Here is a 14,591-nt window from a genome sequence, read left to right on the forward strand (position 1 = left end):
CTTTCTAGTCGGCATGAAAAAGCTTACGCACTTATTACATATCCATTCATGAGGAAGGAAGACTGCCATGACAAAAATCGGAATTGTCGGATTAGGGAGGATGGGTAGCGGGATCTGCCGGAATTTGATCAAGCAGAGGTATTCCGTCACGGCATACGATATCAACCGGGAACTGCTGAAGCCGTTTGCCTCCTATGCGAATATTGCTGAGAACGGTAGGGGGCTTCTGGACGGTAGCGATGTAATTTTCCTGTCCCTGCCGGGATCGGTGCAGGTCGAGGAAACCGTTCGGGAGTGGATAGCCCACGGGGTGAAGGGCAAAATCATCATCGATTTAAGCACCAGCTATCCCTTGTCCTCGAAGCAATTGCACGAAGAGGTCCGGGCAGCCGGAGGCCGGTTTGCCGATGCTTCTCTGATGGGGACCCCGGCCCATGCCGAGCAGGGGACGCTAATGGTCACATTCGGAGGTGACAAGGAGACGTTCGAGGATACCCGCGGGATAATGAGCTGCTTTGCTTCCCGGGGGGTTCAATACATGGGCGGGCCGGGCTCAGGCAACATTGCCAAGCTGGCCAACAATTATTTGGCGATTATGTATGTCGCGCTTTATTCGGAAATTTTTCCGCTGGCGGAGAAGCTGGGCTTCGATACCCTGCAGTTGTTCGAGACGATCGGTCACAGCGGCGTCAATTGCGCCATGTATCAGAGCAACGGGCCGAAGATCGTGGATCAGATTTACGAGCCGTCCTTCTCTCTTGATCTCGCGCTTAAAGACATAACATACGTGAAGAAGCTGTTCGAAGAATACTCGATGCCTTCCTTCGTACTGGATGGCGGGCTGAATTTGCTTCGGCTGGGACAATTGAAGGGCTACGGCGATCACGATCTTTCCGAGATGGCGAGAGTAGTCAGGGAATATCCGGGAATGGAGGAGAAGAACTAACGATGATAACCGATAATTGGAATAGAGATGCACTGCTGGATTTTTATACGGATCACTTAAAAAATGTTCTGCTGCCGTTCTGGCTGAAGTCTGTCGATTGGGAGGACGGGGGTTATTTTAATTGCTATGACAATACCGGGGCTGTGCTGGTCAGCGAAGACAAGTACACTTGGTCACAGGGAAGGTTCGTCTGGATGTACGCCAAGCTGGCGACGAGCGATTCGGGCATTTTCAGCGACGCGGAGCGCAGGCATTTTCTGAAGCTGGCCGGTCATGGCGCTTTGTTCCTGAGGAAGCACTGTCTGTTGGAAAACGGCCACTGCACCTTCGTCATGGATAAGAAAGGCCGCCCGAAAGTCAATCAACCGGGTGATCCTTATGATTCAAGCATCTTTGCCGACTGCTTCGTCATTGCCGGATTGGCCCATTATGCGTCGGCGGCCGAGGACCGGGAGGCGCTGTCTTTCGCGAGATCCCTGCATGATTCGGTGACCGACCGGATAGCCCGCCGGGATTACCACATGGCCCCTTATCCTACTCCCGAAGGATACAAGTCTCACAACATTCCGATGATTCTGCTGAATGTTACCCAGGAGCTGTGGGAAGCCGCCGCCTCATTGAAGGACGAGGATACGGACAGGCTGGCCGGTATGATGAGGAATTGCATGGAGGAGATCTGCCTCTTCATGGATGAATCCGGGGTACTGAACGAAATGATCTGCACCGATAACGGCCGCGACGATACGCTGCTGGGGAGATACTGCAATCCCGGCCACGTGATCGAGGATATGTGGTTCCTGATTCATGCCGCGCAGAAGCTGGGACTGGAAGGCTATGTGGAGAAGGCGGTACGTACGACCAAGAAAATGTTCGAGCTCGGCTGGGACGAACCGTATGGAGGGCTGCTCCTGTTCATGGACCGCCTGGGCGGACCTCCTGTTGGGGAGGCACCGGCCGGTCTGGAGTCGGAGCCGATGATCAAGCAGATCCGGGAAAATTGGGACAACAAGCTGTGGTGGGTGCATTCCGAGGCGCTCTATACTACGCTGCTGTGCTACCATCTGACCGGGAACCCGGAATTTCTGGATGACTATCGGAAGGTGCATGACTATACCTTCTCCACGTTCCCCAATCCCGACAGGGAAGTCGGGGAGTGGATACAGATTCGCAAGCGGAACGGCGAGCCGATAGAGAAGGTAGTCGCGCTGCCGGTCAAGGACCCTTATCACATTATTCGCAACGTGATTTATATTATTGAGCTTCTTCGCAAGATGAAATGATGTTCCGTTCCGCCGATAATAATAAAGCAAAGAACCTGCTCCGTGGGAATGTCCGGGGCAGGTTTTCGTATGATCAGGCTCAACCGCGATACAATTATTTATCCGGATTATTCGTCTGTCGGTGCAATAAGAACTTCAATATTCTGTCTCTTCAAGGCCTTCAGCTCGCTGTCCGGCATGGCGTAATCGGTAATGAGAATATCGATCTCATCCAGGGAAGCGAAAGAAGCGATCGAATTTTTATTGATCTTGCTATGATCGAGCAGGGCCACCACCTTCTTGGCCGCATGAACCATCGCTTTCTTCAATTCGACCTCGTAGACGCTGAAATCGGTCAAGCCCGCTTCGAAGGAAAAGCCGTTGGCGGAAGTGAACATCAAGTCGATATTAATCTGCTTCAGGATCTGGATTCCCAGGCTGCCCTCCAAGGAATAGGAGCCTCTCTTGACAATGCCGCCCAGCAAAATGACCGTCATATCCGGATGCTCATGCAGCTCTAGAGCAGTATTAATCCCGCTCGTAACGACGGTGAGCCGAATCGACTTCTCCTTCAGAATCCGGGCCAATTCGAGCGCGGTTGAACTGGCGTCCAGCATGATGCACTGCCCGTCGGCAATCAGCTCCAGCGCTTTCTTGGCGATAGCCGATTTCTCGCTCTTATTTTTCTTCTCACGGGTAAAAAAGCTCGTTTCCGGATCCGTGTTTTGGATGGAAATGGCTCCACCATGGGTTCTCTGAAGCAGACCGTCCTCTTCCATTTTGGTAAGGTCCATTCTAAGCGTAGCCTCAGACACGTTAATTTCCCGGGACAGCTCTTTGACTGTCACCCTTTGGTGTTTGTTTAACTTCTCCAGTATAATTTGTCTTCTTTCGGGAGCGAACATTTTTTGCATTGTATTATTCACCTGCGCACTGAGTATATTTCGGCCGCATCTCCGGGTAAGAGTCTGCAGCACCTGTTTACTGATAGAACTATCGACGGAGTGAGCATATATGTCGGCGGTCCCACCCGGATAACTGAAAACGCGGTTATCGCTGCCTATCCTATTGGCAACTTAGTAGATTTTATTTTACCACACAGCAATTTTAAGAACTTTACAACGTTAATACGATATAAAGGAAGACAAGGACGGCGAAAGCCATTTCTTCTTGTTTCATAATACATCATACATCATTTGTTGTGTAAAATACGACAAAATAAAAATTAAAGCGTTATAACACAAAAGAAAACAATAAACAGACTAGAAGGCAGTCGTGGTGGCTTGGAGGAGCAAATCTCGGTTTCTTGCAGCCCGAATGGATCGCGATAAGTGATAGAGAGGAGTTAATATATTATTCTACCCAATTCAGGAAAATTATAAATCAAATGAGTAGGGAATGTCGAATTTTTCTTCAAATGGAGTAGGTTGCCGGAGATAAATAGCGGGAATTCCGCAAGGAATAACTATAAAACAATTAATAACGATAACAAAACGTAATTATTATTGACAAATTTCGAAATAAATGAAAAAATAAATATATAAATGATAATAAATAAAAATAAACGATAATAATCACATCTCGCGAGGTGAATAGGAAATGAGAATCGGTATAGGGTCCGATCACAATGCTTTTGACATGAAGGAAAGCTTGAAGGAGCATATCCGGGGGCTGGGGCATGAAGTAACGGATTACGGCTGCAACGACTCCTGTACGGAAGTAGATTATCCGGAGGTCGCTTTCCGGGTTGCGGGCGATATCGCGGAAGGGAAACTAGATAGAGGAATTCTCGTCTGTGGGACGGGGATAGGAGTAGCTATTGCGGCGGGCAAGGTTCCGGGTATCCGTGCGGCTTTGTGCCACGACACTTATTCGGCTGAAAGAGCGCAGAAGAGCAACAATGCCCAGGTTCTCACCATGGGGGCGCAAATTATCGGGATAGAATTAGCCAAGCAGATTGTTAAAGTCTATCTGGAATCCGAGTTTCCCGGGGGCCGATCCGCCAGAAAAGTGCAGCAAATTATCGATAAGGAGCGGCAATTTTTGCAAGCCCGGTAAGAGCACGATAAGCATGAAGGAGATTACCTGTGGGGGGTGAACAGGATGGAAGCCAATAGGAGGATAAGCGATGCGGGCAGTGTTCAGGCATTGGCCATGAGCTTTCTTACCGTCTCTCAGCAAGCGGCCATCGCTTCCTATCGTTGGATCGGCAAGGTGAATAAGAATGAAGCGGACGGGGCCGGGACGGAAGCGATGCGCCGTCAGATGAACCTCATTCCGATGAAGGGAGTCATCGTGATCGGGGAAGGGGAGATGGATGAAGCCCCCATGCTTTACATTGGCGAGGAATTGGGAACGGGGAAGGGGCCTCATCTGGACATCGCTGTGGATCCGGTGGAAGGAACCAGTTTGATGGCCAAGGGCCAGGACAATGCTATGGCCGTTATAGCCGCATCTGAGAGAGGAAGCTTGCTGCATGCTCCCGATATGTACATGAAGAAAATAGCGGTTGGCCCTAAAGCCAAAGGGTGCATAGATATCCAGGCTTCCTTAACGGAAAATATGAAAGCGGTGGCCAAAGCTCTGGGTAAAGAGGTGCAGGAGCTGACCGTCATGATTCAGGATCGCCCCCGTCATGAAGGTTTAATTCGGGAAGTCCTCGATTTGGAGGCTCGGGTGAAGCTGTTTTCCGATGGTGATATTACTGGTGCCATAGCTACTGCATTGGAAGAGCTGGATGTTGATTTGCTAGCGGGTACGGGGGGCGCACCCGAAGGAGTCATTGCAGCAGCCGCTTTAAAATGCCTGGGGGGAGATCTGCAGGCCCAATTGGTCCCTAACAGCCGGGCAGAGTACGAGCGCTGCGTCCGGATGGGATTGTCCGAGCCCGACAAAGGGTTGACGATCGACGATCTCGTTAGATCGGAAGACTGTTTCTTTGTGGCGACCGGAATCACGGATAGCCCTTTGTTGAAGGGGGTCCGCAAGCTCAAAGACGGAAGCATGCTGACCCACTCTTTCGTGGCGATCGGCGGCTCAACCCCCGGTTTTCAATTTATCGAGGCCCGCCATTAAGTTTATTCCGCAGACAAGTAAGTTTCTTTCCTTATTAATGATTCCATGATCAGCGGACCCACGTCTTGCGGCTCCATGGAAGCACGCAAGCAAGTAATTCTTCTGTGAGGACAGACTTCACCCATTGGTGGAGCCTGTTTTTTGCTGCATTTTGTTATTGGTATCGATAATGATAACATAGTCGTCCGGTTAATGGACAACTTGGCGTTCTGTCCAAGCTGCGCTTTGAATATATCAGTAGGGATGGCGTATCTTGCGGTCTCCTAACGGTTCATCCTTGTAAGCGAATAGTACTACTCTCAGCAGCAGCCACCAACCCCAAAAAGTCATTCAACTCCTCAAGCTTTGTAAGAGAGACACACACCACAGACTGTAGGACTTCTGCCCGGAATCCGGTTATCCGCATGGAAGGACATTAATATCAAAAATGATAATATAAAGGGGGAGACATTATTTTTCTGACAATCCGTGCGAAGCCCATAAAGTGGGGGATCGTTGTGCTTCTGGCAATAGGCCTGGCTCTGGTGCTCCGGTTCGGCTGGGATTCCGCTCCAGCGGAAGCGGCGGTTATGGGTGCAAGATTGGTTCAAGCATCCACAAATTGTGAAGATGATGACCTTAGTGCGAGCGCACCGGTCCGGGAGGGTAAGGATGTGGAGCGGTATTTCCGCCCTTCCAAGCTGCCCGTTCTCAACGACCGGTTTAACGGGAATTTTTTCGAACCTTATTTTGATAAAAAGGTGGAAGAGATCAAGCTCCCTTCGTCTTTGATGGATACCCCCGAGAACACCATTCTCAATTATTTCAGCATTCTTCGGGAGGCTGAAAATTTATGCGAAACGACGGGAGGCTGCGGAACGATTGGAAATGCGAAGATCCCTTATCCGGTTGCTTATCATTTTCTGTCGGATGCATATCGGAACAGACTCTCTTATAAGGCATATATACAGTCCTTCCAGGAGATCGCCCATATTAACCTGATTAAGCTCCGTCAGGTTCCGGCGGACCCGGAGCGGCCGGGGGAAGAACGGTATTTTATTGAACTGGAGACAATTGAGGGTTCCTCCAAGTCCAACACTTATTTTGCATATTACTATGGTTATGTCTATATTAAACAAAACGGGGATCGTTATGAAATTTCCGATGTCGAGCTGCAAGGGGAGGATTTCTTATGTGCGGCTTACCATCATTGGAATCATATGGCCGAGGCCGTTGTCGATATCGAATATGGCAATTGGTGCAAGCTTGTGGAGAAGAGAAAGCCTACCCGGCAGGACGGTTATATCAAGCAGATTGATTTCTCCGGGAAGGACGGGAGGGAATATCGGTTTATCTTCTTCGTTCTGACGAATGATACGGATGTTTTGACGGCTCAGTACCGGAAGGGGCAGGGAGGAAAATGGGAGCTTATACATATGGACCCGCGTCAATGTCTGGATGACGATCACAGGAAAAATAGGAACAGCTAGTACCTCTCCTTGGCTGAAAAGACCGTAACCTGAAATGAAAAGTAGACAAGGAAAGATCATCCGCCGACCGGATTCCGGAGGAAAATCCAGACGGAACGGGCGGCTAACAACTTTAGAGTTACATACGGGCGAAATCCCGTAGCACTCTGGATGATAACGAGTGTTATGGGATTTTTTAATATTCATTTGTAACACTTCAATTCACATTGGAACATCTATCTACTGAAGGGAGTGGGTAAATTAGCCTGAATGCCTTATTTTTAAAGGATTTGGGTATTGAATGCGCCAGAAGATATTATTCATATGGGGAGCCGGATTGTGGCAAATCAATAACGGTGTGATAGATGCATTGACATACATAATAACGGGTGTTACTATGAGTGGGAAATATTAGGTTGTTATGGGGTGAGAAAGGGGGAAGGAAAGGAGGCCTTTCAATAGAAGGAGGAGAGCTGTTTTTTCAGGATATTGAAAGCGCTTGCCAACCAAGTGGGGATCGTATCAGCAGATGTATGGTTACCCGAACTTGTAGCAAGGAAAATCCGATTTTTGGGGAGGAAGAAGAATGAGTGCCAAAAGAAGGATAAGTATCGTCATGGTACTGTGCATGGTTCTGTCTTGGTTCACGGGTGTTTTTCCAACGGAGAGAGCTCAGGCGGCCGTGGATTTTGACATGACCGTTAATGAAAGCACTTACACAAATCTGGCTTTAAATCGCTCCGTCACTATTCTGGAACCGGATATTCATTTCGATGTGATCAATAACGAGCCGCTGAAATACGAGAAGGAATCGGACAAGGGAGACACTGCCAAGCTGGCGCTGCTTACGGACGGGAAGCTCGGCAATTTAAGCGACTGGAGCAATGTAACGGATTGGTTTGTTTTCTACCGCAAGATGAAGAGAGAGGTCATCATTGATCTCGGGGACATTCAGACCGTGAAGGAGATGTCGATCAGCTTCGGGCAAAGAAGCGATGTTGGCATTGCTCCTCCTTTTAACGTCAGGTACTATGTTTCGAACGATGGGGAGCAGTATCACTACGTGGGGGTCGCCGAGCCGGATGTCCCGCTGTTCTATGCATACAACCCCGGTTCGACCCAGATGGACCGCAAGCTGTACAAGCTGTCGTCATTGCCGGATGGCTCCGAGCTGACGGTGCAGGCGCGCTATGTGAAGCTGGTCTTTGTGATCGATACGTTCGGGTGGGCGGACGAAATTGAAATTCGCGGTGTGGAAGGGATGGCGGAAGATGCCGTTCTGCCGGAGACTCTGAACTTCCCGGACGGGTTCACTTACGATGAATTGGTGAAGCCGGGGGTGCCGGAAGGGGCGGAGGTCGCTCACCAGTTTTTGTGGTATACGGGGCCTATGAATGAGGCGAACAAGCATTTTACGGACTGGACCCGGGAGAAAGTGATGACGATGCTTGGCCACCGGGACATCGAAGGCCGCTACACCGATTGGTACTTCGATGACATTCTGGCGATTCCGGTCGTTGCGATGGTTACTCCGACGACGCCGACCGGCACCGGTGCGGCCATTTACAAAACCAAAGGCGACATGCTGGCTTTCGTCGATTTTATTTTCCAGCAGGAAACCCAACTGGGGGCAATCAACTGGGCGGTCGGAGAATTGAACAAGCAGCTGGGCACGGATAAAAAAGTGAGAATCAATATGGCTATTCCGTATCTGGACGACCAGAACAAAAGCAATGATTTCGGCGATATTGGCTATGGCGCCCCATTCTATACTTATGCCGGCGATTTTGCCTCTGCGGTGAGAGAGAAGGGGATGGATCCGCAATCCCGAGAAGGTGCCTACGAAATGGCAAGACTGGCGGTAGAGAACAAAAAGGCCATTGTCCGCTGGTATATCGATGAGGTTATTAGCCGTTTTAAAGCTGCGGGATATGATCATTTGGAGCTGAACAGCTTCTACTGGTATCACGAGAGGGTGCTGGCCAAGGATGGAGAGGTGGAAATGATTCGTGCGGCGGCCGATCATTTGCACGAGAAAGGCTACTATTTCACCTGGATTCCTTACATAGGACCGGCTTCACCTTATATTTGGCGGGATCTTGGCTTTGACACGGCCTCCATTCAGCCTTCCTATGCTTTCAGAAATTCCAGCAAGCAGATTTTCCCGGCAACCGAAGAGCTGGCGAGAAGAGTTGGGGGCTCCATCGAGGTGGAATATGATGATTACCGGACGCTGGCCCAATATTTGAATTACGGCTACTTCAGCGGTTATATGACGGAAGCGGCCAACACGTATTATTTAAGCTCCAATCCGATTGTCGTGGGTGCCTTCGCTTATGCACCTAGAGATAACAAGGAAACAGACTCCCTATCCGTCATTCGTCGGAATGTGTATGACCGGGTTTTCGAATATGTCAAAGGTACTTACCAGCCCCGATTTACGGCGACGCTTGTCACGAACGTAACGGATAAAGCGAATATTGGAGTGAATGTGAAGCTTCCGCTGGCGGATAACTTCGTCAAGGGAAATTTCACGATTATGTATGATGTCGGTAAAGCGGCGTATGACACGTATGATCTGGGCCCTGCGCTGAAAGGGAAGGCGGATGTGGTAGTAGACCATAGCACGCCCGGCGAGGTGAAAGTCAGCTTCGATATCCATAATCCCGATGATGCGCTGGCCGGGGATTTGGCAGGCAAGCAAAAAATACTCGAGGGAGCTCCCGATCTCCTGACTCTTAAATTTCATAAAAATGACGGTGTGAACGATACGGACATTACGCCCAGACTATTCGTATTGTCGGCCGATGGTCAGATGATCACTCGCGATAACATCGTCTATCTTAACTGGGGAGCGAGCGATTTGATTCCGGGGTCCTTGGAGGAGAAGATTGCCGGAGCCTCGGATGCGGTAGTCAAAGCCTTAAGGGATAGAGATTATTATGACATTGCCCGGGAGCTGGTCGAAGCGCTGCCGGACAGCTTGCAGAAAGCCGAATTTCAGGCGAAGCTGGACTCTATTGACGTGAACCCGTTCCGGATCGAATGGCAGTCGCCCGCGGATGAATTCCGGTTAGGCAACGATGCGAAAATGACCGTGCAGGCTACCAATCTGACGACTTCTTCCAAGCAGATGACGCTGATCATGGGCCTGTTCGACACTACATCGGGAGAAATGGTGGCTTATACGGCCGTTACCCAAGAAGTTGAGGCGGCCAAGAGCATAACCCCTACGGCGATGATCAAAATACCGGCAAGCGGCACCTATGAAGTACGCGCCTTCGTCTGGGACAGTCTGGACGGAATGAGGCCGCTGTCCAATCGAGTGACCGTTCCGGTCCGATGAAATGCCTGAAAGGAGGCTTGCTATTTTGAAGAAGGTTACCATCCTGACCCTATTAATTCTGCTTATGGGCTTGATGCCGGCCGCAGCGGCGGATTCTCCCGGCTGGTCTCCCGTGCGTATTGTCCAATCGGAGACGAAAGTGACCGTTTCGGGCAACGCTCCGGATGCATATCTGCAGGTTACGATCCAGGTGCTGGATTCCCGTGAAAATGTTATTTATGTAGATCAGGCAGCCAGTTCAGAGACAGGGGAATATGTATTTGATTTCCCGGTTACAGCTTCCATGCGGGGGCAGACGTATCGGATTAGGATAGGCGGGGCTAAGGCGGCCGATCCCATCGAGGAGTCGGTCACGATTAAGTCTCCGGTAGAGCCGACGCCGAGCGCTACGCCGGACCCGAGTCCGCAGCCGACGCCGAGCGCTACACCGGACCCGAGTCCGCAGCCTACGCCGAGCGCTACGCCGGACCCGAGTCCGCAGCCGACGCCGAGCGCTACGCCGGACCCGAGTCCGCAGCCGACGCCGAGCGCTACACCGGGTCCGAGTCCGCGGCCGACGCCGAGCGCTACACCGGATACGAGTCCGCAGCCGACGCCGAGTGCTACGCCGGATCCGAGTCCGCAGCCGACGCCGAGTGCTACGCCGGATCCGGCCGCTTCTCCGAAGCCGGGTACGGCATCTCCCGGCGATGATACAAAGCTCCCATCGGGGCCGGATGATATTATTGTCGATGCCAAAAGGTTGGAGACGGCCGAAGCCGGCATCGTTGCGGTGGAGCTGGAGCAGGGTAAGGGGAGACTTGTGTTCTCCGCTGCCTATTCCGATTTCAAGAAGATTGATTCCGTCATCGTCCGTTTTGAAGGCAGCGAGCTGTCCATTCCCGCCGCTACGATCCGCTCCATGCTGGATTCGTTAGGCAAGCAGGAAGGAGCTGCCCCTTGGCTGGTGCTGGATATAGCCCGCATATCTACAACGGAGGCGGCGAGAAGTCTGCAAGCAGCGGCTCATTCCTCCGAAGCCATTCAGGTGGCCTCTGACGCCTATCGGATCGAGTTTGCAGGAATGAAGCCGGACGGCAGCCGTACGGTGCAGGAAGCATTTGCGCCGCCGATTCGGATGTCGTTGAAGCTGTCCCCAAATAAACAGGCTTCCCTGTCAGGGATTTATGAATGGAGAGAGGGCGGGGGATTTCATTATCTCCGAAGCCGCTGGGATGAGAAGCGGATGGCTGCCGACGTCACCCGGTCGGGGAACTATATGCTGCTTGAATATGACAAAACCTTCACAGATGTCCCCAGCGACCATTGGGCCGCCGAAGCGGTCCGCTTACTCTCTGCCCGGCATATCGTCGATGGAGTAACGGCGGATACGTTCGAGCCCGGGCGTGAGGTGACTCGTGCCGAGTTTACCAAGCTGCTCGTTCGTACGCTCGATCTGAAGGCAGCAGGCAGCAGCGGCTTCCCGGATGTAGCGGCTGACGAGTGGTACGCGGCCAGCATAGCCGCCGCCCGGGAGGCCGGGATCGTAACCGGGGACGAAGCAGGCCTCTTCCATCCGCAGGCTTCCATTACGCGCGAAGAAATGGCGGTGATGCTGCTAAGGACCTATACGGTTATGACAGGGGAGCAGCCCGGTATGGAGGTGCCGGCCGTGTTTAACGATTCCGGCACCATCAGCGAATGGGCGCAAGCTTATGTCCATACCGCAGCTCGTCTGGGCTTGCTCAGCGGCTATGAGGACAACACCTTCAAGCCTAAAGGTGCGGTGATTCGCAGTGAAAGCGCCCAAGCCGTTTACAACCTGCTAAGTCTGGATAATCGGCGTTAATGGATCCGCTGCACTCGCTTGCTTGTTGACCGGAGCCGGACCCTTCTCCTGCCAGAGCCGTATCGCGTTGCGCGAGATGGAAGCTTGTTGGAGGGAGGGGGCCGCCCGGAATGCTTATTAGCCTCTTCAAAGTGCCCAGTCAGGTTTATGAGCAGTGCTTTTTCGCTTTAAAGCTGGCTCGCTTTCAAGTAAATATTTGCATTGTTCTGGAAATGAACATATAATGTTTGAAAATTTAGATTTAATTCTAAATGGCTATGATGGAGAGAGTAAGCGAAGCAGTCCCCACAGGGACGGAACGCCGGTAGACTGAGAGCGTTCCGGGGGTACGGCCAGCCGAAGTTCACTCCTGAGCTGACCTCTGAACGGCGGTGCGCCCAGTAGGAGAGTTCCGGTTTCATACCGTTATCATGGTGAGAGAGAAAGCTTGTTTGTTTGAAGCTGTCTAAATTCGGGTGGTACCACGTCGACGCGTCCCGGAGTTAGGCAGCTTTTTTGGTTATATCAGGTCATGAGGCGGGAATGGAGTTGAACACTGGCGCGCGGTGTTTGCTCTTCCCCTATATGGTCGGCCGGAGAAACCCAAGCTTTCGCGTATGAATACAAGGTTAAGGAGAGAGATCATTATGAATAACGAGCAGCTTCAGGTTCTGCAAGGAAAAGTGAACGAAATCGACAGTGTTCTCATTCGTCTGTTGAATGAGAGAGCCCGGGTGTTCCGGGAGCTCCCGGCGGAATATCGCGCGCGGTCTCTCTGCTTGACCGAATCGATGTGGAGAGAGGCCGGGGAGGATGAGAACGCCCCGTTGAACAGCCAGGCGATCCGGCAATTGCGGGATGCCATTGCAAGAGCGACGCAGGAGCCGGTCAAGCCAGCCAAGCCCGCGCTTAGAGTAAGCCGCCAGGCCCAACCGGAGAATACGGTTATTCGATTCGGCGATGTGGAGATTGGAGGCGGCGGCACCGAGCTGATCGCCGGACCGTGCTCGATCGAGTCCTGGGAGCAGATGCGGCAGACAGCCGAAGCTTTGCAGGAGAAGGGGGTTCGAATTATTCGCGGCGGGGCGTTCAAGCCCCGTACATCACCCTACGACTTCCAGGGGCTTGGAATAGACGGGCTGAAGATGATGAAGGAAGTGGCGGATGAATACGGCTTGCTGACTATCAGTGAGGTCGTAACGCCGGCTCATTTGGAAGCGGCCGCCCCATTTCTCGATATTATCCAGATCGGCGCCCGCAACATGCAGAACTTCGAGCTGCTTAAGGAAGCCGGGATGATGAAGCTGCCGGTCTTGTTAAAAAGAGGGCTGGCCGCCACGATGGAAGAATTTCTGATGGCGGCGGAATATATTGTTTCCCGGGGCAATTCGCAGGTGATGCTCATTGAAAGGGGAATTCGCACTTACGAGAAGTGGACCCGGAATACACTTGATATTTCGGCCGTGCCGATTCTGAAGCAGGAGAGCCATCTGCCGGTACTGGTCGATGTCAGCCATTCGACGGGGCGTAAGGATATACTGCTCCCCTGTGCCAAAGCTGCTCTGGCGGCCGGAGCCGATGGAGTCATGGTGGAGGTTCATCCGAATCCGCCGGAGGCCTGGTCCGATTCGGAGCAGCAGATCGATCTCGCACAGTTCCGGAGCTTCGCGGATCAACTGATGGATTCCGGCTTATGGAACCGCTCGGGCCAAACGATATATTAGCATACTTAAATTTCAATGTATTCGCATGGGAACAAGATTATTTAGGCTGTCCTCGCTCTTTTTACGATAAATGTTGCGGAAAAATGGGCGGGGGCGCACCCCATTCTTCCAAATTGAAATTTATCAGCTATAATAAAGATTTTCTGATGTTTACGGTGGGCTGGTTTAATTTTATCAAAAAGATTATCGGCGCTTGCTGCGAAGTCGAGCTAATAAAAAATCTCCATCGTGAATAATTTTCTTAAAGCAGGATTTAGCACTGCAATAATGTAACTTCTGTTCTTAGATTTGATAAAGTATAAAGATTCTTCATCAAATTCGACAGGATATTTCATAAATTGTTGATCCAAATGTTCTGCCTCACAAAATACACGGATAAAGTAATTATAATAATTCCAGCAGTCAATATGGTGATTAACCTTTTCTTGTTGATAAAAAGTACCTCTTTACAATGAGTTAAGCCTCTCGGAATTTTGCATCGGCTCTGGCCTTTCGGTCAGGGCCATTAGTTGTTTCACTTCACAAACTATAAGCGAACAAGCATTCCTCTTGGCTTTTTGAAAACGCCCCAATCCGGATCGTCCACCGGATGGTGTGAAAGACAAGCAAAACTGCAGGTCTTTCGAGAAAAGCCTCAAAGTACCTCGTAGTGCCTAATTCTACAGCAATAACGCACGTCTTTTTGAAGAAAAGTCGCCACATACCTGATTCTAGAGCAATATTGCACGTCTTTGGAGCGTTTTTAGCGAAATGGCCCCATTTTGTGAAAAAGACCTGCACATTTGAGCGTTTTTCGCCTTCTTTTCGGGAAAAGGCACGATTTTAATGTATTTTTGCTCGTCTTTGCGATGTTTCTACTGGCCCGGATGCGACGTGTGGCTTTCCGTCAGGCATTTTAATGCTTTACTCAGTTATGTCCTTATAATTGTGTAAAAAGAAAGAGGTCACTAGAATCCCTCATGGTACAATGTTTTCAACCACGAAAT

9 protein-coding genes are annotated in these 14,591 nt (G+C 51.0%); 8 read left to right on the plus strand and 1 reads right to left on the minus strand.

All coding sequences use genetic code 11. From position 1 onward, the window contains the following. Positions 1-67: 67 nt before the first annotated feature. Complete coding sequence (locus tag ACTHRH_RS24420) at positions 68-946, plus strand: NAD(P)-dependent oxidoreductase (protein ID WP_440418035.1); 879 nt, start codon at positions 68-70, stop codon at positions 944-946. A 2-nt stretch (positions 947-948) separates the two neighbouring features. Continuing rightward, on the plus strand, positions 949-2,226 hold the full coding sequence (locus ACTHRH_RS24425; RefSeq protein ID WP_379291489.1) for an AGE family epimerase/isomerase: 1,278 nt from the start codon (positions 949-951) through the stop codon (positions 2,224-2,226). Positions 2,227-2,333: 107 nt separating this feature from the next. Here ACTHRH_RS24425 and ACTHRH_RS24430 read toward each other — a convergent pair whose 3' ends face one another. Continuing rightward, the gene (locus tag ACTHRH_RS24430; protein WP_440418037.1) at positions 2,334-3,119 is read right to left on the minus strand and encodes a DeoR/GlpR family DNA-binding transcription regulator; all 786 of its coding nucleotides are present in this window, start codon (positions 3,117-3,119) and stop codon (positions 2,334-2,336) included. A gap of 685 nt (positions 3,120-3,804) precedes the next feature. Here ACTHRH_RS24430 and rpiB point away from each other — a divergent pair. The 6 genes from rpiB (at position 3,805) to ACTHRH_RS24460 (ending at position 13,605) form a co-directional block, all read left to right on the plus strand. Then, the gene (gene rpiB, locus ACTHRH_RS24435; protein WP_144939751.1) at positions 3,805-4,263 is read left to right on the plus strand and encodes a ribose 5-phosphate isomerase B; all 459 of its coding nucleotides are present in this window, start codon (positions 3,805-3,807) and stop codon (positions 4,261-4,263) included. 45 nt (positions 4,264-4,308) lie between these two features. Further along, the gene (gene glpX / locus ACTHRH_RS24440) at positions 4,309-5,280 is read left to right on the plus strand and encodes a class II fructose-bisphosphatase (protein WP_440418039.1); all 972 of its coding nucleotides are present in this window, start codon (positions 4,309-4,311) and stop codon (positions 5,278-5,280) included. Positions 5,281-5,777: 497 nt separating this feature from the next. Next, positions 5,778-6,749, plus strand: coding sequence for a hypothetical protein (locus ACTHRH_RS24445; protein ID WP_379291484.1), 972 nt, complete (start codon positions 5,778-5,780; stop codon positions 6,747-6,749). A gap of 565 nt (positions 6,750-7,314) precedes the next feature. Beyond that, positions 7,315-10,074, plus strand: coding sequence for a DUF4855 domain-containing protein (locus tag ACTHRH_RS24450; protein WP_379291482.1), 2,760 nt, complete (start codon positions 7,315-7,317; stop codon positions 10,072-10,074). A gap of 25 nt (positions 10,075-10,099) precedes the next feature. Further along, positions 10,100-11,902, plus strand: a complete 1,803-nt coding sequence (locus ACTHRH_RS24455; protein ID WP_440418042.1) for an S-layer homology domain-containing protein — start codon at positions 10,100-10,102, stop codon at positions 11,900-11,902. Between the two features lie 626 nt (positions 11,903-12,528). Then, a complete protein-coding gene (locus ACTHRH_RS24460; protein ID WP_440418044.1) occupies positions 12,529-13,605 on the plus strand; it encodes a bifunctional 3-deoxy-7-phosphoheptulonate synthase/chorismate mutase in 1,077 nt (358 codons plus the stop codon). Positions 13,606-14,591 lie beyond the last annotated feature (986 nt).

The sequence above is a fragment of the Paenibacillus sp. SAFN-117 genome, from assembly GCF_051966115.1.
Classification (GTDB): domain Bacteria; phylum Bacillota; class Bacilli; order Paenibacillales; family NBRC-103111; genus Paenibacillus_L; species Paenibacillus_L residui.